The 21,232-nt window shown below is 67.7% G+C and carries 17 protein-coding genes; 8 read left to right on the top strand and 9 right to left on the bottom strand.

Annotated features, from left to right (window positions below):
- Nucleotides 1-15: 15 nt before the first annotated feature.
- The 4 genes from rhlB (at nucleotide 16) to dauR (ending at nucleotide 4,508) form a co-directional block, all read left to right on the top strand.
- The gene (gene rhlB / locus PSPA7_RS05915; protein ID WP_003156356.1) at nucleotides 16-1,557 is read left to right on the top strand and encodes an ATP-dependent RNA helicase RhlB; all 1,542 of its coding nucleotides are present in this window, start codon (nucleotides 16-18) and stop codon (nucleotides 1,555-1,557) included.
- Nucleotides 1,558-1,717: 160 nt separating this feature from the next.
- The gene (gene dauB / locus PSPA7_RS05910; protein WP_012074517.1) at nucleotides 1,718-2,665 is read left to right on the top strand and encodes an NAD(P)H-dependent anabolic L-arginine dehydrogenase DauB; all 948 of its coding nucleotides are present in this window, start codon (nucleotides 1,718-1,720) and stop codon (nucleotides 2,663-2,665) included.
- A 20-nt stretch (nucleotides 2,666-2,685) separates the two neighbouring features.
- Nucleotides 2,686-3,813, top strand: coding sequence for an NAD(P)/FAD-dependent oxidoreductase (locus tag PSPA7_RS05905; protein WP_012074516.1), 1,128 nt, complete (start codon nucleotides 2,686-2,688; stop codon nucleotides 3,811-3,813).
- A 62-nt stretch (nucleotides 3,814-3,875) separates the two neighbouring features.
- On the top strand, nucleotides 3,876-4,508 hold the full coding sequence (dauR, locus tag PSPA7_RS05900) for a transcriptional regulator DauR (RefSeq protein WP_012074515.1): 633 nt from the start codon (nucleotides 3,876-3,878) through the stop codon (nucleotides 4,506-4,508).
- Nucleotides 4,509-4,531: 23 nt separating this feature from the next.
- Here the strand turns inward: dauR and aotJ are convergent, their stop codons facing one another.
- The 9 genes from aotJ to PSPA7_RS05855 all read right to left on the bottom strand — a co-directional run bounded on the left by aotJ (nucleotide 4,532) and on the right by PSPA7_RS05855 (nucleotide 17,439).
- Nucleotides 4,532-5,323 (bottom strand): L-arginine-binding protein AotJ, encoded by a 792-nt coding sequence (gene aotJ, locus PSPA7_RS05895; protein ID WP_003156363.1) that lies wholly within the window; start codon nucleotides 5,321-5,323, stop codon nucleotides 4,532-4,534.
- A gap of 636 nt (nucleotides 5,324-5,959) precedes the next feature.
- Nucleotides 5,960-6,949 (bottom strand): GTP 3',8-cyclase MoaA, encoded by a 990-nt coding sequence (gene moaA / locus PSPA7_RS05890; protein WP_012074514.1) that lies wholly within the window; start codon nucleotides 6,947-6,949, stop codon nucleotides 5,960-5,962.
- Nucleotides 6,950-7,005: 56 nt separating this feature from the next.
- Nucleotides 7,006-7,824: a peptidylprolyl isomerase gene (locus PSPA7_RS05885; protein ID WP_012074513.1), complete on the bottom strand. Its 819-nt coding sequence runs from the start codon at nucleotides 7,822-7,824 to the stop codon at nucleotides 7,006-7,008.
- Nucleotides 7,825-7,878: 54 nt separating this feature from the next.
- Entirely contained in the window at nucleotides 7,879-8,562 is a 684-nt protein-coding gene (gene narI / locus PSPA7_RS05880) for a respiratory nitrate reductase subunit gamma (RefSeq protein ID WP_012074512.1), read from the bottom strand.
- A gap of 2 nt (nucleotides 8,563-8,564) precedes the next feature.
- A complete protein-coding gene (gene narJ / locus PSPA7_RS05875) occupies nucleotides 8,565-9,305 on the bottom strand; it encodes a nitrate reductase molybdenum cofactor assembly chaperone (protein ID WP_012074511.1) in 741 nt (246 codons plus the stop codon).
- A gap of 5 nt (nucleotides 9,306-9,310) precedes the next feature.
- Nucleotides 9,311-10,852: a nitrate reductase subunit beta gene (narH, locus tag PSPA7_RS05870; RefSeq protein ID WP_003092958.1), complete on the bottom strand. Its 1,542-nt coding sequence runs from the start codon at nucleotides 10,850-10,852 to the stop codon at nucleotides 9,311-9,313.
- Between the two features lie 11 nt (nucleotides 10,853-10,863).
- Entirely contained in the window at nucleotides 10,864-14,649 is a 3,786-nt protein-coding gene (locus tag PSPA7_RS05865) for a nitrate reductase subunit alpha (protein WP_003154503.1), read from the bottom strand.
- 75 nt (nucleotides 14,650-14,724) lie between these two features.
- Nucleotides 14,725-16,131, bottom strand: coding sequence for a nitrate/nitrite transporter NarK2 (narK2, locus tag PSPA7_RS05860; RefSeq protein WP_012074510.1), 1,407 nt, complete (start codon nucleotides 16,129-16,131; stop codon nucleotides 14,725-14,727).
- Nucleotides 16,132-16,143: 12 nt separating this feature from the next.
- A complete protein-coding gene (locus tag PSPA7_RS05855) occupies nucleotides 16,144-17,439 on the bottom strand; it encodes a nitrate/nitrite transporter (protein ID WP_012074509.1) in 1,296 nt (431 codons plus the stop codon).
- Nucleotides 17,440-17,613: 174 nt separating this feature from the next.
- Here PSPA7_RS05855 and narX point away from each other — a divergent pair, with 174 nt between their 5' ends.
- From narX to PSPA7_RS05835, 4 genes are all read left to right on the top strand, one after another.
- Nucleotides 17,614-19,482, top strand: a complete 1,869-nt coding sequence (gene narX / locus PSPA7_RS05850) for a two-component system sensor histidine kinase NarX (RefSeq protein WP_012074507.1) — start codon at nucleotides 17,614-17,616, stop codon at nucleotides 19,480-19,482.
- Nucleotides 19,479-20,138, top strand: a complete 660-nt coding sequence (narL, locus tag PSPA7_RS05845; protein ID WP_003151302.1) for a two-component system response regulator NarL — start codon at nucleotides 19,479-19,481, stop codon at nucleotides 20,136-20,138. Before narX ends, narL begins: the two co-directional genes overlap by 4 nt.
- A gap of 84 nt (nucleotides 20,139-20,222) precedes the next feature.
- Nucleotides 20,223-20,618, top strand: coding sequence for an anaerobic/virulence modulator AnvM (anvM, locus tag PSPA7_RS05840; protein WP_003151303.1), 396 nt, complete (start codon nucleotides 20,223-20,225; stop codon nucleotides 20,616-20,618).
- A gap of 147 nt (nucleotides 20,619-20,765) precedes the next feature.
- On the top strand, nucleotides 20,766-21,230 hold the full coding sequence (locus tag PSPA7_RS05835; RefSeq protein ID WP_003151305.1) for a hypothetical protein: 465 nt from the start codon (nucleotides 20,766-20,768) through the stop codon (nucleotides 21,228-21,230).
- Nucleotides 21,231-21,232: the final 2 nt, after the last annotated feature.

Below are 21,232 nucleotides of genomic sequence, written 5' to 3'. Positions count from 1 at the left end.
CACTACGAGATCGCCGTGCTCAAAGCACTCAAGAAAATCTTCGGCAAGGCCGACGGAACCCAGCCGCAGAGCGGTTCCTCCCCGGTCCCGCAAGGCCCTGCCGGCGCTACCGCGAAAGGTACCGCCGCCCCCACCGGCGACAAGCCGTCCGAGAAACGCCCACGCAAGCCGCGCGCCCCGCGCGCCGACAACGAGTCCGGCGGCCCGCGCCATGGCGACAAGGCCGACAGGGCCGAGAAAGGCGAGAAACCCGCCAAGCCAGCCGCCAAAGAAGGCCGCGACGGCAAGCCTCGCGGCGACAAGCCGCGCCGCGAACGCACGGCCAAGCCGAAGCCGGTGGACAACTGGAAGCTGGAAGACTTCGTGGTCGAGCCGCAGGAAGGCAAGACCCGCTTCCACGACTTCAACCTCGCGCCGAGCCTGATGCACGCCATCCATGACCTCGGTTTCCCCTACTGCACGCCGATCCAGGCGCAGGTACTGGGCTTCACCCTGCGCGGCCAGGACGCCATCGGCCGCGCCCAGACCGGTACCGGCAAGACCGCCGCGTTCCTCATCTCGATCATCACCCAGTTGCTGCAGACCCCGCCGCCGAAAGAGCGCTACATGGGCGAGCCGCGCGCACTGATCATCGCCCCGACCCGCGAACTGGTGGTGCAGATCGCCAAGGACGCCGCGGCGCTGACCAAGTACACCGGGCTGAACGTGATGACCTTCGTCGGCGGCATGGACTTCGACAAGCAGCTCAAGCAACTGGAGGCGCGCTTCTGCGACATCCTGGTCGCTACTCCCGGCCGCCTGCTGGACTTCAACCAGCGCGGCGAGGTGCACCTGGACATGGTCGAGGTGATGGTCCTCGACGAAGCCGACCGCATGCTCGACATGGGCTTCATCCCGCAGGTCCGGCAGATCATCCGGCAGACCCCGCACAAGGGCGAGCGCCAGACCCTGCTGTTCTCGGCGACCTTCACCGACGACGTGATGAACCTCGCCAAGCAGTGGACCGTCGATCCGGCGATCGTCGAGATCGAACCGGAGAATGTCGCCAGCGACACCGTCGAGCAGCACGTCTATGCGGTGGCCGGCAGCGACAAGTACAAGCTGCTGTACAACCTGGTGGCGCAGAACAACTGGGAACGGGTGATGGTCTTCGCCAACCGCAAGGACGAAGTCCGCCGCATCGAGGAACGCCTGACCAAGGACGGCATCAGCGCCGCCCAGATGTCCGGCGACGTGCCGCAGCACAAGCGCATCCGCACCCTGGAAGGCTTCCGCGAAGGCAAGATCCGCGTACTGGTGGCCACCGACGTGGCCGGCCGCGGCATCCACATCGACGGCATCAGCCACGTGATCAACTTCACCCTGCCGGAAGATCCGGACGACTACGTGCACCGCATCGGCCGTACCGGCCGCGCCGGCGCCTCGGGCACCTCGATCAGCTTCGCCGGCGAGGACGACGCCTTCGCCCTGCCGCCGATCGAAGAACTGCTGGGCCGCAAGATCACCTGCGAGATGCCGCCGGCCGAGTTGCTCAAGCCGGTACCGCGCAAGCACTGAACACAGGCGCGAAGAAAAAAGGCGAAGCCATCCGGCTTCGCCTTTTTCGTTTCTGCGACACGCAGGTGCCGCCGTCGGTCATCGAGGCAGGTCGGCGCTTGCCCGGCAATACCTTAAAGTCCAGAATGGACAAATTGTTTACATCCATTCCGGAGATCGCATGAGCGCCGCCACTCCCCTGATCGTCCAGCAGGCCGAAGCCGAGCAACTGCTCGCCCGTATCGACGTGCTCCAGGCCATGCGCCAGCTGTTCCTCGACCTGGCCGCCGGCCAGGCGCTCCAGCCGGCCCAGCAACTGGTGGAGTTCCCCGCCGGTCGCGGCGACTTCATCAACTACCTCGGCGTGCTCGCCCAGGAACAGGTCTACGGGGTCAAGACTTCGCCCTACATCGTCCGCGAACAGGGCCCATTGGTCACCGCCTGGACCCTGCTGATGTCGATGCAGACCGGCCAGCCCTTGCTGCTCTGCGATGCCGCCCGGCTGACCACCGCGCGCACCGCCGCCACCACCGCCGTGGCGGTGGATGCCCTGGCTCCGGCCGAAGCCGGCCGCCTGGCGCTGATCGGCAGCGGACCGGTGGCCCACGCTCACCTGCAATACGTGAAAGGCCTGCGCGACTGGCAGAGCGTGCGGGTCCACTCGCCGTGCCTGGACGAGCGCCGCCTGCACAGCCTGCGCGCCATCGATTCGCGCGCCGAAGCCGCCGGCAGCCTGGAGGAAGCGCTGGACGAGGCCGAGGTGATCCTGCTCTGCACCTCCTCGGCCCGTGCGGTGATCGACCCGCGCCAACTCAAGCGTCCGGCGCTGGTCACCTCGATCAGCACCAACGCGCCCCGTGCCCACGAGGTGCCGGCGGAAAGCCTGGCGGCCATGGACGTCTACTGCGACTACCGGCACACCACCCCCGGCTCCGCCGGCGAGATGCTGATCGCCGCCGAACAGCATGGCTGGAGCCCCGAGGCGATCCGCGGCGACCTCGCCGAGCTGCTCAGCGGCCAGGCGCCGCGCCCGAACTACCGACGCCCGGCGTTCTTCCGCTCGATCGGCCTGGGCCTGGAAGACGTCGCCCTGGCCAACGCCCTCTACCGCCTGCGCCAGGCCGGCTGATCGCAATGCAGGAGAGCAGCATGATCGAAGCGGACTTCCTCGTCATCGGCGCCGGCATCGCCGGCGCATCCACCGGCTACTGGTTGTCGGCCCATGGCAGTGTCGTGCTGCTGGAGCGCGAGGCGCATCCGGGCTACCACTCCACCGGACGCTCCGCCGCGCACTACACGGTGGCCTACGGCACGCCCCAGGTGCGCGCGCTCACCGCCGCCAGCCGGGCCTTCTTCGACAACCCGCCGACCGGCTTCTGCGAGCATCCGCTGCTCAGCCCACGGCCGGAAATGGTGGTCGACTTCACCAACGACCCGGACGAACTCCGCCGTCAATACGAAAGCGGCAAGGCGCTGGTGCCGCAGATGCGCCTGCTCGACGCGGAACAGGCCTGCTCGATCGTGCCGGTGCTGCGCCGCGACAAGGTGTTCGGCGCCACCTACGACCCCACCGGCGCCGACATCGACACCGACGCCCTGCACCAGGGCTACCTGCGCGGCATCCGTCGCAACCGGGGGCAGGTCCTGTGCAACCACGAGGCGCTGGAGATCCGCCGGGTCGACGGCGCCTGGGAAGTCCGTTGCGCCACCGGCAGCTACCGCGCAGCGGTGCTGGTCAACGCCGCCGGCGCCTGGTGCGACGCCGTCGCCGGGCTGGCCGGGGTGCGCCCGCTGGGGCTGCAACCCAAGCGCCGCTCGGCGTTCATCTTCGCTCCGCCGCCGGACATCGACTGCCACGACTGGCCGATGCTGGTCAGCCTCGACGAATCCTTCTATTTCAAGCCGGACGCCGGCATGCTGCTCGGCTCGCCAGCCAACGCCGACCTGGTGGAGGCCCATGACGTGCAACCCGAGCAACTGGACATCGCCACCGGCATGTACCTGATCGAGGAAGCCACCAGCCTCGCCATCCGCCGCCCGGAACACACCTGGGCCGGACTGCGCTCGTTCGTCGCCGACGGCGACCTGGTGGCCGGCTACGCCGACGACGCGGAAGGCTTCTTCTGGGTCGCCGCCCAGGGCGGCTACGGCATCCAGACCTCGCCGGCGATGGGCCGGGCCAGCGCCGCGCTGGTACGCCACCAGCCGCTGCCGGCAGACCTGCGCGAGCACGGCCTGGACGAGTCGATGCTGTCGCCGCGGCGCCTGCGTTCCTGATGACCCGGCGGCGGGTTTGCGGCACACTCGCCCCGCCCGCCGCCCCACGAGAGCCCCTGCGCATGAAGCCGAGCCAAGACCCCAGCCTGGAGAACTACCGGGCGATCGCCGACGGCATCGCCACCCTGTTCTTCCCCCACGCCGAAGTGGTCCTGCACGATCTGCGCAGCCAGCGGGTCGACTACATCGCCAACAACCTGTCCAAGCGCGAGATCGGCGACGATTCGGCGCTGGAAGACATGCTCGAAGGCGGCAGCCACGAGCGCAACATCGGCCCTTACGAGAAGCTCAACTGGGACGGGCAGAAGATCCGCTCGGTCAGCACCGTTCTGCGCGACGGCGCCGACCAGCCGCTGGCGGTGCTGTGCATCAACTTGAACATCAGCCTGTTCGAGAGCGCCAAGGCGGCGCTCGACCTGTTCCTCTCGCCGAGCAAGCTGATTCCGCAACCGGATGCGCTGTTCCGCGACGACTGGCAGGAGCGCATCAACACCTTCCTGCACGGCTGGCTGCGCCAGCGCCAGCTCGGCCTCAACCTGCTGACCCGCGAGCACAAGCGCGAGCTGGTGCTGGCCCTGCACGCCGAGGGCGCGTTCAAGGGCAAGAGCGCGGCCAACTATGTGGCCAACGTGCTGAACATGGGCCGGGCGACGGTCTACAAGCACCTCAAGGAGCTGAAGGAAGGCGGCGACTGAAAGCAGCCGCCGCCGGCGAGCGGTCAGTCGCCGTAGATGTCGGTCTTGAAGTACTTGCTCTCGATGCGCTTGTAGGTGCCGTCGGCACGGATCGCGTCGATCGCCGCGTTGAGCTTGCCGAGCAGTTCGGCATCGCCCTTGCGCACCGCGATCCCGGCGCCCTCGCCGAAGTGTTTCGGGTCCTTGAACTCCGGCCCGACGAAGGCGTAGCCCTTGCCGCGCGGGGTGTCGAGGAAGCCGGTCTGCAGCGGGATGGAATCGGCGAAGGTGGCGTCCAGGCGGCCGGCCACCAGGTCCAGGTAGATCTCGTCCTGGCTGGTGTAGCGCACCACTTCGGCGCCGGCCTTGGCCAGCACCGCGCTGGCGAAGCGGTCGGCGGTGGCGCCGCGCTGCACGCCGATACGCTTGCCGGCCAGCTGGCTGAAGCTGTCGTCGAGCTGGGCGCCCTCTTTCATCACCAGGCGGCCCGGGGTGAAGTAGTACTTGCGGGTGAAGTCCACCGAGCGCCGGCGTTCCTCGGTGATGGTGATGGAAGACAGCGCGGCGTCGATCTTGCGGACTTTCAGCGAGGGGATCAGGCCGTCGTACTCCTGCTCGATCCACTGGCACTTCACCTGCATCTGCGCGCACAGCGCATTGCCGATGTCGTAGTCGAAGCCGGCCAGCTCGCCTTCGGGGGTCTTGAAGGAAAACGGCGGGTAGGCGGCCTCGATGCCGATCCGCAGGTTGCCATCGGCGGCGACGGCGGATCCGCTGGCGAGCACGCCGAGCAGCAGGCCTCCCAGCAGGTTCTTGGTGTTCAGCGACTTGATCATGGACGACTCCAGGGGTGGCGAAGGTCCGCCCTCGAACCGGGGCGGGGAGAGACGGTGATCCGTCTTTATACTTTTCGTCCAATCTGGACCAAAAAGTACACATCGTCAATCGCCGTCCCTCCTCCGCCACCCTTCCTTACCTCCTTCGAGGAATAGGCCCGCCGGCCCGAGAGCCTTAGGCTTGAGCCATACACAGCCACCCCGCGAGGTGTCCCGCCAAGCAGACAACACCCCTGCTCCATTTCAGCTATCACGGTTAAGGCTCCATTTACGCCTGGATCCCCGCGTCACGCTCATGCCGCGGGGATTTTTTCGTTTCGTCAACGCCCTTGAAAGGCTTCGCTACCCGTCGCAAGCCGCGCTCCGCCAGCTAGCGCGCCCAGGTCGGCGCCGAGCGCGAGTACCGAAGGGCGCCTGAGAGACGTGCGGGACCAGGTCGGTCTGGACATGCCCGGCCACCCGGACGCGCGGCGCAGCTTGGTGATCGCACGCAGTTCCTGCGACGGTTATGCCGTGATGTTTTCCGGGGGCGAGCTGTACAGCAGCGAGACCGGCGACGAGACCCTGGTGACCTACCAGAAGAGCGGCCTCGCCCTGGCCGCTGGCGAAGGCCCGCTGGAGGCGCCCCGAGTCGCCTCAGCCGCCGCTCATGTTCATGAAGCGCAGCACCTGCACCTCGCCGGCGGCGCTGAATTCATGGCGCGCCGGCTTGCGCTGGAGCGCCTCGCCGATCGCTTCCAGCAACGGTCCGTCGTGCAGTGGGTGGCGGCGCAGCAGCGCGCGCAGGTCGAGCGAATGCTCGTGGCCGAGGCACAGCAGCAGGCGGCCCTCGACGGTCAGGCGCAGGCGGTTGCAGGTGGCGCAGAAGTTGTGCGAGTGCGGCGAGATGAAGCCGATGCGTGTCTGCGGATGCTCGACCAGGCGCACGTAGCGCGCCGGCCCGCCGCTCTGCTCGGCGCTGTCGAGCAAGGCGTGGCGCTGGGCGATCAGCGCGCGTACTTCGTCGCTGGAGCAGAAGCTCTCGCCACGTTCGCGGCCGACCTGGCCCAGCGGCATCTCCTCGATGAAGCTGATGTCCAGGCCGCGGGCGATGGCGAAGTCCACCAGCGCCGGCACTTCATCGGCATTGCGCCCCTTCATCACCACCGCGTTCAGCTTGATCCGGCGGAAACCGGCGGCCTGGGCGGCGTCGATGCCGGCCAGCACCTTGTCCAGCTCGCCGTTGCGGGTGATCGCCCGGAAACGCGCCGGATCGAGGGTGTCGAGGCTGATGTTCAGACGCGCCAGGCCAGCGTCGTACAACGGCCGGGCGTAGCGCACCAGTTGCGAGCCGTTGCTGGTCATGCACAGTTCGCGCAATCCCGGCAGCGCCGCCAGGCGCTCGCACAGGCCGACGATGCCGGGCCGCACCAGCGGCTCGCCGCCGGTCAGGCGCAGCTTGCGCACGCCGCCGGCGACGAACAGCCGGGCGACCCGCTCGATCTCCTCCAGGGTCAGCACCTGCTGGCGCGGCAGGAAGCGCATGTCTTCGGCCATGCAGTAGACACAGCGGAAGTCGCAACGGTCGGTGACCGACAGGCGCAGGTAGTCGATCTGTCGGCCTTGGCCATCGATCCAGTCGGTCATGTCCTGGGTACTCCGGTTGATGTTCGGGAGGAAGAGGGAAACAACGGCGGCGAAACCTATTGCACCAGCGCCCCATCCGCGCCCTCGAAGGCGAAGCCCTCGATGCGGGCGTCTCCCGCCAGCACGCCGATGTACTGCCCCACCGCTCGCTGCAACACCTGCGCCTGCAGGTGCGTGGCGATCTGCGCGCGGGCCGCGTCGAAGCCGAGCGGTTCGCCGCCCTCGCGCGCCAGCAGCTCCACCACATGCAGGCCATAGCGGCTTTCCAGCGGATGCTCCAGCAGCCCGGGCGCGCGACGCAGCAGGCGCTTCTCGAATTCGGGGACGGTCTGCCCCGGCACGATCCAGCCGAGGTCGCCACCCTCCTCCTTCGACGGGCAGGCGGAGAAACGCCGGGCCAGGTCGACGAAGCGCTCGGGATGCCCACGCAGCTCGTCGAGCAGCTCCGCGGCCTGCTTGCGCGCCGTCTCGCGGCCTTCCAGGTCGTCCGGCGCGCAGGCCAGCAGCACATGGCGCAATTGCAGGCGCCAGGGACCGAGCAGGCGCCCCGGATTGGCCGCGTACCAAGTCCGGCAGGCGTCTTCGTCGGCTTCCGGGACCTGCACCTCTTCCTCCAGCAATTGGCGGATACGCGCCTCCTCCGGCGTCTCGCCGTCTTCGCAACGGGCCTCGATGCCCAGCGCGTCGGCCCGTTGCAGGAGCAACTGGCGGACGATCAGCGCACGGCAGGCGGCCTCCAACGCCAGCGCGTAGCTGTCCGCCGGGTGGTATTGCAGCTCGCGGGCCAGCAGGTCTTCGCCGATGGCCACGCCGTTGACCTTCAGTTGCGGCAGTTCGACCTTCTCGACGCGTTCTTCGTAGTGGGAGCAACTCATGATCGATCACCTCGGTTCGGCGGGCCGGCGCCGGATGCGCCGGCCGCCCAGGGTTCAGGCAGGACGTTTCTGGCGCACGATCTGGTAGCGCCGGCCCAGGTACCACACCGGCACGCTGACGATGTGCACCAGGCGGGTGAAGGGGAACAGCACGAACAGGGTCAGGCCCAGGCCGACGTGCAGCTTGTAGACCAGGCCCACCGGCGCGATGGCCTCGGCCGCCGCCAGCGGACGCAGGGTGACGATGGCCTGGGCCCAGTCGGCGAGCATCACCATCACCGAGCCGTCCATGTGATGGGTCGAGGCGACGATGGTGGAGAGGCCGAGGATCAGCTGGGCGTAGAGCACCAGCAGGATCATCAGGTCGGAGGCGTTGCCGGTGGCGCGCACCCGCGCGTCGGTCAGGCGGCGCAGGATCAGTCCGCTCAGGCCGATGAAGCAGAGCACGCCGAAGAAGCCGCCGGAGACCATCGCCAGCAGTTGCTTGTTCTCGGTGCTGATCAGGTGGTGGTAGACCGAGGCCGGGGTCAGCAGGCCGACGAAGTGGCCGGCGAGGATGAACAGCACGCCGACGTGGAACAGGTTGCTGTATACCCGCATGCCCTTCTTGCTGAGCATCTGGCTGGAACCGGCCTTCCAGGTGTACTGCGAGAGGTCGAAGCGCGCCCAGCTGCCGACCAGGCAGATCAGCAGCGCGACATAGGGATAGATCCCGAAGAACAGAAGATTGGTCGACATGCTCAGACTCCTTCGCGGGCCGCGCGGTACTGCATCTGCGGTACCGGCTGGGCGACCCATTGCAATGGTTGTTCGGTGGACGCCGTCGGACGGCGGCCGCTGCTCGACGGGCAACCGCCGGCAGGATCGGTGAAACTCACCGGGGTTTCCTCCCAGGCCCGGTCGATGGCTTCCAGGCTGTCGTCGCGCTGTTCCTGGGCCTGGTCGCGACGCAACGTGCCGAGGTCCGGGCGTTCGCCGCCGAGTTCCAGCAGCGCCTCGAAGATCGCCGCGTAGGCGCTGCCGCGCTCCTCCAGGCGCAGCGCCAGCAGGCCGAGGATGTGCGCCACTTCGGCGAGCCCCTCGCTGGCCGCCGCGAACGGCAGCAGCGACAGGTATTCGAGGTACAGCGGCAGGTAGTCCGGCAGCTCCGGTACGTCGATCTGCAGGCCGGCCCGGGTGTAGCGGTCGAGCAGGTCGACCATCGCCTGGCCACGGTCGCGGCTCTCGCCGTGGACGTGCTCGAAGAGCAGCAGCGAGACCGAGCGGCCGCGTTCGAAGAGACCGTCGTAGCGCGCCTGGACGTCCAGCAGGTCGCCCTGGCCGAGCTCGTTGAGCAGCGCCGCGAGGCCGTCGCGCAGCGCTTCGGGCAGTTCGCAGGTGCGGATCAGCGCATGCAGGCCGAGGCTCTCCTCGCGCAGCTCGGCGCGCGGGTAGTCGAGCAGCAGGGCGAGCAGGCGGAACAGTTGGCTGTGATCGTTCATGGCGCTCACTCCTGGATCTGCACGACCTGGATCACGTCGCGGCGGTTGGTCGGCTTGCCGCCGAACAGGTTGACGGCGGAGTTGCTGCCGCCGGAACAGCCGTTGCCGAAGCTGAAGCCGCAGCCGGAACGCTCGGCGAAGGCATCGGAAAGCGCTTCCTCGCGGTGCGCGCTGGGGATCACGAAGCGATCCTCGTAGTTGGCGATGGCCAGGTAGCGGTACATCTCCTCCACCTGCTCCACGCTCAACCCGACCTTGGCCAGCACCTCCAGGTCCTGGCGGCCTTCGACGTGCTCGGCGCGCTTGTAGGCGCGCATCGCCAGCAGGCGCTTGAGCGCCAGCAGCACCGGCGCGGTGTCGCCGGCGGTGAGCAGGTTGGCCAGGTACTGCACGGGAATGCGCAGCGACTCGACGTCCGGGATCACCCCGTCGCTGCCGATGTGCCCCTCGGCGGCGGCGTTCTGGATCGGCGACAGCGGCGGCACGTACCAGACCATCGGCAGCGTGCGGTATTCCGGGTGCAGCGGCAGGGCCAGCTTCCAGTCCATCGCCAGCTTGTACACCGGCGACTTCTGCGCCGCCTCGATGACGCTGTCGGCCACCCCGTCCTTGCGCGCCTGGGCGATCACCGCCGGGTCGAACGGATCGAGGAAGATCTCCAGCTGCTTCTCGTACAGCTCGCGCTCGTTCTCGCAACTGGCCACTTCGTGGATGCGGTCGGCGTCGTAGAGCAGCACGCCGAGGTAGCGGATGCGCCCGACGCAGGTCTCCGAGCAGACGGTGGGCTGGCCGGCCTCGATGCGCGGGTAGCAGAAGATGCACTTCTCGGACTTGCCGCTCTTCCAGTTGAAATAGATCTTCTTGTACGGGCAGCCGGAGATGCACATCCGCCAGCCGCGGCACTTGTCCTGGTCGATCAGGACGATGCCGTCCTCCTCGCGCTTGTAGATCGCCCCGCTCGGGCAGGACGCCACGCACGCCGGGTTCAGGCAGTGCTCGCAGAGGCGCGGCAGGTACATCATGAAGGTGTTCTCGTACTCACCGTAGATGTCCGCCTGGACCTGGTCGAAGTTCTTGTCCTTGCGCCGCTTGGCGAACTCGGTGCCGAGGATCTCCTCCCAGTTCGGGCCCCACTCGATCTTCTCCATGCGCTGCCCGGAGACCAGCGAGCGCGGGCGCGCCACCGGCTGGTGTTCAGCCTTGGGCGCGGTATGCAGGTGCTGGTAGTCGAAGTCGAACGGTTCGTAGTAGTCGTCGATCTCGGGCAGGTCCGGGTTGGCGAAGATGTTCGCCAGCACGCGGAACTTGCCGCCGATGCGCGGGCGGATCGAACCGTCCGCCGCGCGCACCCAGCCGCCCTTCCACTTCTCCTGGTTTTCCCATTCCTTCGGGTAGCCGATTCCGGGCTTGGTCTCGACGTTGTTGAACCAGGCGTACTCCATGCCTTCGCGGCTGGTCCAGACGTTCTTGCAGGTGATCGAGCAGGTGTGGCAACCGATGCATTTGTCGAGGTTCAGCACCATGCCGACTTGCGAACGAATTTTCATGGCGTCTCTCCTCAAATGTCCTGGGGCAGCGGTTGCGGCAGGGCGTCGCCGCCGAGTCCGCCGTGGCGGGGTTCGTCCAGCCAGTCGACCTTGCTCATCTTGCGCACCACGACGAACTCGTCGCGGTTGCAGCCGACCGTGCCGTAGTAGTTGAAGCCCCAGGCCTGCTGGGCGTAGCCGCCGATCATGTGGGTGGGCTTGAGCACCACGCGGGTCACCGAGTTGTGGTGGCCGCCACGGGTGCCGGTGGTCTCGCTGCCGGGTACGTTCACGATGCGTTCCTGGGCGTGGTACATCATCACCATGCCGTCCTTGACCCGCTGGCTGACCACCGCGCGGCAGGTCGCCGCGCCGTTGGCGTTGAACACCTCGACCCAGTCGTTATCGACGATCCCGGCCCTGGCCGCGTCGTGCTCGCTGAGCCAGATGATCGGACCGCCGCGCGACAGGGTGAGCATCAGCAGGTTGTCGCTGTAGGTGGAGTGGATGCCCCACTTCTGGTGCGGGGTGATCCAGTTCAGGGTGATCTCCGGGTTGCCGTTGGGCTTCCTGTTCAACAGCTTCTCGGTGGTCCGGGTGTTGACCGGCGGCCGGTAGCTGACGAAGCCTTCGCCGAACGCCTGCATCCACGGGTGGTCCTGGTAGAACTGCTGGCGACCGGTGATGGTGCGCCACGGGATCAGCTCGTGGACGTTGGTGTAGCCGGCGTTGTAGCTGACGTGCTCGTCCTCGAGGCCGGACCAGGTCGGGCTGGAGATGATCTTGCGCGGCTGCACCTGGATGTCGCGGAAGCGGATCTTCTCGTCTTCCTTGGGCAGCGCCAGGTGGGCATGCTCGCGGCCGGTGATCTTCGACAGCGCTTCCCAGGCCTTGACCGCGACCTGGCCGTTGGTTTCCGGAGCCAGGGCGAGGACCACCTCGGCGGCGTCGATGGCGCTGTCGATGCGCGGGCGGCCCTGGCTGACGCCGCTCTCGACGACGCGATGGTTGAGGTCGCCGACCAGCTTCACTTCCTTCTCGGTGTTCCAGCCGATGCCCTTGCCGCCGTTGCCCAGCTTGTCCAGCAGCGGACCGAGCGAGGTGAACTTGCGGTAGACGTTCGGGTAGTCGCGCTCGACCAGGTGCAGCGTCGGCAGGTTGCGTCCCGGCATCGGCTCGCACTCGCCCTTCTTCCAGTCATGGCCGTCGCCGCCGAACGGCTGCGCCAGCTCGGTGGGGGTGTCGTGCAGCAGCGGCACCGTGACCAGGTCCTGCTCCACGCCGAGGTGGCCTTCGGCGACGGCGGAGAACTTCTTCGCGATGGCCTTGTAGATCTCCCAGTCGCTCCTGGCTTCCCAGGCCGGATCGGTGGCCGCCGACAGCGGATGGATGAAGGGGTGCATGTCGGAGGTGTTGAGGTCGTCCTTCTCGTACCAGGTAGCGGTCGGCAGGACGATGTCCGAGTACATGCAGGTGGAGGACATGCGGAAGTCCAGGGTGGTGACCAGGTCGAGCTTGCCCTCGGCACCGTCGTCGACCCAGTCGACCTCGGTGGGACGCGGACCGCCGGCCTTGCCGAGGTCATCGTTCATCACCCCGTTCTTCGCCCCGAGCAGGTACTTGAGCATGTACTCGTGGCCCTTGCCGGAGGAGCCCAGCAGGTTGGAGCGCCAGATGAACATGTTGCGCGGGAAGTTCTGCGGATCGTCCGGCGATTCGCTGGCGAAGCGCAGGCCGCCGCTCTTCAGTTCGCGCACCACATAGTCAGCGACCGGCAGGCCGGCGGCCTCGGCCTCGGCGGCGATGCGCAGCGGGTTGCGGTTCAGTTGCGGCGCCGACGGCAGCCAGCCGAGGCGTTCGGCCTGGATGTTGTAGTCCAGGGCGTGTTCGGCGAAGCGGCTGGCGTCGGCCAGCGGCGACAGCACCTCGTGCATCGACAGCTTCTCGTGGCGCCATTGCGAGCTGTGCAGGTAGAAGAAGCTGGTGCCGTTCATCTGCCGCGGCGGCCGGCTCCAGTCCAGGCCGAAGGCCAGCGGCGCCCAGCCGGTCTGCGGGCGCAGCTTCTCCTGGCCGACATAGTGCGCCCAGCCGCCGCCGCTCTGGCCGATGCAGCCGCACATCATCAGCATGTTGATGACTGCGCGGTAGTTCATGTCCATGTGGTACCAGTGGTTCATCGCCGCACCGATGATCACCATCGCCTTGCCGCGGGTCTTGTCGGCGCTGTCGGCGAACTCGCGGGCGACCTGCGTCGCGCGCGCCGCCGGAACGCCGGTGATGCGCTCCTGCCAGGCCGGGGTATAGGGCGTGTCGGCGTCCTCGTAGGAGGTCGCCACGTTGTCGCCGCCCAGGCCGCGGTCGATGCTGTAGTTGGCCATCTGCAGGTCGTAGACGGTGGCCACCCGCAGGCGCTTGCCGTCCGCCGCGACGATCTCGCGGAACGGCACCCGGCGCAGCAGTACCTCGTCGTTGGCGACGCCCTTGAAGTGCGGGTGCTCCTGCCCGGCGAAATACGGGAAGGCCACCTCGCAGGCATGTTCCGGGCCATCGAGCAGCGACAGTTGCAGGCGCGTCTGGTCACCGCTCCTGCCGTCCAGCTCGGCGATGTTCCACTTGCCCGACTCGCCCCAGCGGTAGCCGATGGCGCCGGTGGGCGAGACCAGCCCGCCGCTGCGCTCGTCGTAGGCGATGGTCTTCCACTCGGGGTTGTTGTCCTGGCCGAGGTTGTCCGCCAGGTCGGCGGCGCGCAGGTAGCGGGTCGGCTTGAACGCGCCGCCGGCGTGTTCCTCCAGCAACACCAGCATCGGCATGTCGGTGTACTGGCGGCAGTAGTCGACGAAATAGGCGCTCGGCCGGTCGAGGTGGAACTCCTTCAGGATCACGTGACCGAAGGCCATGCCCAGCGCGGCGTCGGTGCCCTGCTTGGGGTTGAGCCAGAGGTCGGTGAGCTTGGCCACCTCGGAATAGTCCGGGGTGATGGAGACGGTCTTGGTGCCCTTGTAGCGCACCTCGGTGAAGAAGTGCGCGTCCGGGGTCCGCGTCTGCGGCACGTTGGAGCCCCAGGCGATGATGTAGCTGGAGTTGTACCAGTCGGCCGACTCCGGCACGTCGGTCTGCTCGCCCCAGATCTGCGGGCTGGCCGGCGGCAGGTCGCAGTACCAGTCGTAGAAGCTCAGGCAGACCCCGCCGATCAGCGACAGGTAGCGGGCGCCGGCGGCGTAGCTGACCATCGACATGGCCGGGATCGGCGAGAAGCCGATCACCCGGTCCGGACCGTAGGTCTTGGCGGTGTAGACGTTGGCCGCGGCGATGATCTCGGTGACTTCGTCCCAGCTGGAGCGGACGAAGCCGCCCAGGCCGCGCTGGCTCTTGTAGCTCTTCGCCTTGGCGGCGTCCTCGACGATGCTGGCCCAGGCGTCCACCGGGTCGCCGTGCCGTGCCCGCGCCTCGCGCCAGAGCTTGAGCAGCGGCTTGCGCACCTTCGGGTACTTCAGGCGGTTGGCGCTGTAGATGTACCAGGAGTAGCTGGCCCCGCGCGGGCAGCCGCGCGGCTCGTGGTTGGGCAGGTCCGGACGGGTGCGCGGGTAGTCGGTCTGCTGGGTTTCCCAGGTGATCAGGCCGTTCTTCACGTAGATCTTCCAGGAGCAGGAACCGGTGCAGTTCACCCCGTGGGTGGAGCGCACGATCTTGTCGTGCTGCCAGCGCTGCCGGTAGGCGCCTTCCCAGGCGCGGCTCTCGTTGCTGGTCTCGCCGTGGCCATCGGCGAATTCGCCCTGCTTCTTCTTGAAGAACTGCAGGCGGTCGAGCAGGTGACTCATCTTGATCTCCTCACCCGGTCTGTGCCGGGCGTTACAACGCTAATCAGGGGTTGCCGCGGGCTGCTGCCGACGGTCTCAACAGGGACTCTCCGCACCCTTGCGCGCGTACCACCACCAGGTGGCGACGATGCAGCTCAGGTAGTAGGCGATGAACACGTAGAGGGCGCCCTCGGCGCTGCCGGTCATGTGCAGCGAGGTGCCGAACGCCTTCGGGATGAAGAACCCGCCGAAGGCGCCGATGGCGGCGGAGAAGCCGATCACCGCGGCCGACTCCATGCTCGCGTTGCGCGCCGCGCCGGCTTCGTCGGCCTGGCCGTCGCGCACCCGCCGGGCCCACTCGTTGCGGAAGATCACCGGGATCATGCGGAAGGTGGAGCCGTTGCCGATGCCGGCGAAGAAGAACAGCAGGATGAAGGCGCCAAGGAAGCCGAAGAAGTTGCCCTGGCCGCCGTCGCCCGGCAGGAAGGCGATCACCGCGAACACCCCGCCGATCATCAGCGCGTAGTTCCACAGGGTGATCCGCGCGCCGCCGAACTTGTCCGCCAGCCAGCCGCCCAGGGGCCGGCTGAGGGCGCCCACCAGCGGACCGAGGAAGGCGTATTGCAGCGGGTTGACGTCGGGGAACTGGGTCTTGCTGAGCATCGCGAAGCCGGCCGAGAAGCCGATGAAGGAGCCGAAGGTGGCCACGTACAGCCAGCACATCAGCCAGTTGTGCTTGCGCTTGAAGATCACCGCCTGGTCGCGGAACGAGGCCTTGGCGTCGGCGATGTCGTTCATCCCGAACCAGGCCGCGACCGATACCACGGCGATGAACGGCACCCAGATCCAGCCGGCGTTCTGCAGCCACAGGCGGCCGCCGTCGCCGAGCTGCTGCGGCTCGCCGCCGAAGGCGCCGAACAGGCCGCCGGCCACCGCCAGCGGCACGGCGAACTGCATCACCGAGACGCCGAGGTTGCCGAGCCCGGCGTTCAGGCCGAGGGCGGTGCCCTGCTGGCTCTTCGGATAGAAGAAGCTGATGTTGGACATGCTCGAGGCGAAGTTGCCGCCGCCGAAGCCGCAGAGCAGCGCGATCAGGGCGAACACCCAGTACGGGGTGCTCGGGTCCTGCACGGCGAAGCCCAGCCAGATGCACGGGATCAGCATCGAGGCGGTGCTCAGGGCGGTCCAGCGACGGCCGCCGAAGATCGGCACCATGAACGAATAGAACACCCGCAGGGTGGCGCCGGAGATCGACGGCAGCGCCGCGAGCAGGAACAGCTGGTCGTTGCTGAAGGCGAAGCCGGCGCTGTTCAGGCGCACGGTCACCGTGCTCCAGATCATCCACACGGCGAAGGCGAGCAGCAGCGCGGGAATCGAGATCCACAGGTTGCGGCTGGCGATGCGCTTGCCGCTGCGCGCCCAGAACTCGGGGTCCTCGGGGCGCCAGTCGAGCAGCAGCGGCCCCCGCGCGGCTTTCAGTTGGGTATTGGCGATCATGCCCATGACGGCATTACCTCAGGAGTGGGTGGGAAGGGTGGGAGGAAGGTCGACGTCGGCCGAGGCGGCCTGGCCGTCGATGCGGCGTTGCTGCTTGATCGCGTAGTGCATCCAGACCATGCAGACCACGGTCAGGCCGAACAGCAGCATGAAGCAGGAGGAGCGCACGCCGATGTGGTCGGCGGCGTAGCCGAACAGGATCGGCAGGCAGAAGCCGCCGAGGCCGCCGATCACCCCGACCATGCCGCCGACGGTGCCCATGTTGCTCGGGTAGTAGTCGTGGATGATCCGGTACACGCTGGCCTTGCCGAAGCCCTGGGCGATGCCGACGACGAACACCAGGAAGGTGAACAGCCAGACGTTCAAGCCGATGCCCAGGCTGAGGTCGCCCTGGATGCCGTGGATGGTCATGGTGGTCTGCGGGTAGGAGAGGAAGAACAGGCACACCAGGCAGACCCAGAACACGCCCCAGTTCACCGAGCGCGCGCCGTAGTGGTCGCTGAACCAGCCGCCGAGGGCGCGGATCAGGCCGGACGGCAGGGTGAACAGCATGGTGATGAAGGACGCGGTCTTCAGGTCCAGGCCGTACTCGGCGATGTAGTACTTCGGCAGCCACAGGGCCAGGGCGACGAAACCGCCGAAGACGAAGAAGTAGTACAGGCCGAAGCGCCACACGCGCAGCTCGCCGAGCGGCGCCAGTTGCCTGGCCAGGGTCGGCCGCTGGCTGGCCTCGGCGGCCCCCTTGAGGTGCGCCGGGTCGGTCCAGGTGAACAGCCAGAACAGCACGGCGGTGACCAGCATGGCCACCGAGTAGACCTGCGGCACCATGCGCCAGCCGAAGGCGACCACGATCATCGGCGCCACCAGGTTGGTGATCGCCGCGCCGGCATTGCCGGCACCGAAGATGCCCATCGCGGTGCCCTGGCGCTCCTTCTCGAACCAGGCCGAGGTATAGGCGATGCCGACCGCGAAGGAGCCGCCGGCCAGGCCGACGAACAGGCCGAGCACCAGGTAGTGCCAGTACTGGCTGGCGAAGGCCAGGCCGTAGATGGGGATGGCCACCAGCAGCATGTGGATGAAGAACACGATGCGGCCGCCGAAGCGGTCGGTGATCAGGCCCAGCGGCAGGCGCACCAGGGAGCCGGTGAGGATCGGCAGGGCGACCATCAGGCCGAACTGGGATTCGCTCAGGCCGAGCTCGTCCTTGATGCGGATGCCGATGATCGAAAACATCGTCCACACGGCGAAATTCACCGCGAAGGACAAGGTACTCATGCCGAGGACGGAGTACTGTTTCTGACGTAGGGAAGCCATGGCTAAACTCTCTGCACGGACAGCGTTCAGCGAGAGCCTAGGGAAGGCGTTCCTATGCAAATTTGATAGGAATCAATGAAATACCGGCCGTTCCGTGCCTAGATGCGCGCCCCTACCTCGAAAGAGGTATGGCTGAAATTATTGCGCAACTTACTGTTTTAAAAGGTTTTTTCCATGAACAAGGCGACCGCGTCGGACGCTGACCAGCGGGACAGATTCTTTGGAGGTAGTGACAGGGCCGGAAAGCCGATCCTGCGCCGCTCCCTGGTAGTCCGCTTCGGCTGCTACCTCACCCTGCTGGTATCGCTGGCGCTGATCGGGATGTTCAGCGCCCTGCTCTTCGCCGACTACACGCACCAGGACGCCGCGGTGATCAACCACGCCGGCTCGTTGCGCATGCTCACCTACCGGGTCGCCCTGGAGCCCAGCCTGGAAGGCCGCCAGGCGCTGCTCGGGACCCTCGGCGAGCGCCTCGACAGCGGCGACATCCGCCGCCTGCTGCAACGCCAGGACGCCGACGACCCGATCCGCCAGCTGCACCAGGAACTGCGCGAGGGCCTGGCGCGCCTGGACCCGCGCGCGCTGCCCGGACGCGACGTGCTGGACGCCTACGTCGGCGACATCGACCGTTTCGTCGGCATCCTCCAGGCCAAGGCCGAGCGCCGCTCGCAACTGCTCAGCACGGTGCAGGGCCTGTGCCTGTTCCTCAGCCTGCTGGTGGTGTTCGTCACCCTCTACGACCTCAGTTACCACGTCATCGGCCCGCTGCGCGAACTCACCAGCACCGCCCGCCGCCTGGGCCGCGGCGAGCTGGACGCGCGGGTCACCTACAGCGGCGAGGACGAACTGGCGCAGCTGGGCGAGCGCTTCAACCAGATGGCCGGCGAGCTGAAGAGCATCTACGGCGACCTGGAAGAGCGCGTGGAGGACAAGACCCGCGCCCTCTCGCAGAGCCACCAGCGCCTCGAACTGCTCTACGCCAGCGCCCGCCGGCTGGGCGAGAACCCCTACGACAATCGCACCCTGCAACCGCTGCTGAACCAGTTGGAGAAAGTGCTCGACGCCGGCCGCGTGACCCTCTGCCTGAACAAGGACGGGGTCGAGCGCGCCTACAGTTCGCTGACCACCACCGAGCGCCCGGCGGACTTCTGCCTGCAGGGCGACTGCGGTAGCTGCCGCGAGCAGGCCAGCGCCTGCGACCAGCCCTCGACCCTGGCCCAGCCGCTGCTGATGCAGCCGCTGTCGATCGCCGGGCACCGCTTCGGCGAGCTGTTCATCGAGAGCCGCGGCGCTCGCCTGGAGAACTGGCAGCAGCAACTGATCGAGACCTTCTGCGACAACATCGCCCGCACCTTCGCCCTGTCCCTGCAACAGGAACAGGAAAGCCGCCTGGCCCTGTTCGCCGAGCGCGGCACCATCGCCCGCGAACTGCACGACTCGCTGGCGCAGTCGCTGTCCTACCTGAAGATCCAGGTCAGCCGCCTGGGCACCCTGCTCAAGCGCGAGGCGCCGGCGCAGAAGATCGAGGACACCCTCGAGGAACTGCGCGAAGGCCTCAACGGCGCCTACCGGCAACTGCGCGAACTGCTCACCACCTTCCGCCTCAGCCTCGACGAGCCGAGCCTGGAAGCCGCGCTGGGGAACGCCGTGGCCGAGTTCGGCGAGCGCGGCGAGGTGGCCATCGAGCTGGACAACCGCCTGCAACACGTGCCGCTGAGCCCCAACGAGGAAATCCACGTCCTGCAGATCGTCCGCGAGGCGCTGTCCAACGTGGTTCGCCATTCGCAGGCGCGGCGGGCCTGGGTGCGCCTGAGCAGCCAGGCCGACGGCCAGGTGAGCATCGCCGTCGAGGACGATGGCGTCGGCTTTGATCCGCAGCAGAACCGCAGCGGCCACTATGGGCTTACCATCATGCAGGAGCGCGGCCAGACCCTCGGCAGCCAGCTACGCTTCGAACCGCGCGCGCCGCACGGTACGCGAGTGCTCTTCAGCTTCGTGCCGAGCGCCCTGCAACCCTCCCCTGCCAAGGAGCAGACCCCATGACGGACATGCCAGCCACCGCCGACGAACCGGTTCGCCTGCTGCTGGTGGACGACCACCCGATGATGCGCAAGGGCGTCGCCCAGCTGCTCGAGCTGGAAGACGACCTCAGCGTGGTCGGCGAGGCCGGCAGCGGCGAGGAGGCCCTGCGCCTGGCCGCCGCGCTGGACCCGGACATGATCCTGCTGGACCTGAACATGAAGGGCATGAACGGCCTGGACACCCTGCGCGCGTTGCGCGAGGCCGGAGTCGACGCGCGCATCGTGGTGTTCACCGTGTCCGACGACAAGGGCGACGTGGTCAACGTCCTGCGCGCCGGCGCCGACGGCTACCTGCTCAAGGACATGGAGCCGGAGCGCCTGCTCGAGCACATCCGCCAGGCCGCCACCGGGCAGATGACCCTGAGCCCGCAGCTGACCCAGATCCTCGCCCAGGCCCTGCGTGGCGACGACCGCTCGAAGAGCCTCGACGAGCTGACCGAGCGCGAACGGCAGATCCTCCGCCAGATCGCCCACGGCTACAGCAACAAGATGATCGCGCGAAAGCTGGACATCACCGAAGGCACGGTGAAGGTCCATGTGAAGCGGGTGCTGCACAAGCTGGGCATGCGCTCGCGGGTCGAGGCCGCGGTGTGGGCGGTGGAGAACGACCTGGTGTGAGCCGGACCGCCGCTTGATTCCGGTCAAGAAGCCCGGCGCCGCGCTGCGTCGATACTGGAGGCTTCCTTCCACGAGGCGTCCGTCATGATGTTCGAGCGCAGTCCCGACGATCCCCTTCCCCTGGTCTACGCCTGCTCCGGCTGCTCCAACGTGGCGCAACTGGCCAACGACCTCGCGCTGCGCCTGGACCGCGCCCGGCTGGCGGAGATGTCCTGCATCGCCGGGGTCGGCGGCGACGTCCCGCTGCTGGTTCGCCGGGCCCGCTCCGGCCGGCCGATCCTGGCCCTCGACGGTTGTCCCCTGCACTGCGTGAAAGGCTGCCTGGCGCGCCATGAGGTCACGCCGACCCTGCACCTGACCCTCAGCGAGCACGGCCTGAAGAAACGCTACGGCGAGGACTGCGAGACAGGGGACGCCGAGCGCCTGTTCGTCGAACTGGAGCGACTGCTGGCGCAGGGCGGCGCACGGCGTTGCGAATGATCGCCGGCATCCTTGCCCGCCCTGCGGAGCACGGCCCCGCGCCCGTCGGCTTGCAAGGCTCATCCGCCAGTTGCCCGCCCCCGCGCCACGCCCGCGGCACGCCACTACGCTAGGATGTCCTTTCGGCTTCGAAGAAAGGACATTTGCATGCTGATCGGTGCGCTGCTGATCCTCACCTGGGTCATCCTCCTGGTCCGTTACCCGGCCAAGGCCCTGCCGGTCTCCCTGGCGGCCCTCGCCGGGCTCGGCCTGGTGGCGGCCTGGGTGGTCTGGCAGGACAACGACGAAAGCCGCCACCTGCAACGCCAGGAACTGCGCCTGAGCTATGCGCCGGAACGCTGCCCGGTGGACCGCCCGCTGGCGGTCGAGCTGAAGAACGGCAGCGACCGTCCGTTGCTGGAACTACGCTGGAGGATTGCCGCCTACCGGCCCGGCGACAGCGTCAACCTGGCCGACACCAGCTTCGACAGCCCGCGCTACCGGGCGCCGAGCGCCCTGCTCGGCGGCGACAGCTGGCACGACTGCCTGCCGCTGCCACCGCTGCGGCCAGGCTATCGCGCCAGCACCCTGGAATTCCGCGCCGAACGCCTGGACGGGCGTTTCGGCGATTGACC

The organism is Pseudomonas paraeruginosa PA7 (genome assembly GCF_000017205.1).
Lineage (GTDB): Bacteria > Pseudomonadota > Gammaproteobacteria > Pseudomonadales > Pseudomonadaceae > Pseudomonas > Pseudomonas paraeruginosa.
This window is presented reverse-complemented; position numbering and strand designations above follow the sequence as displayed.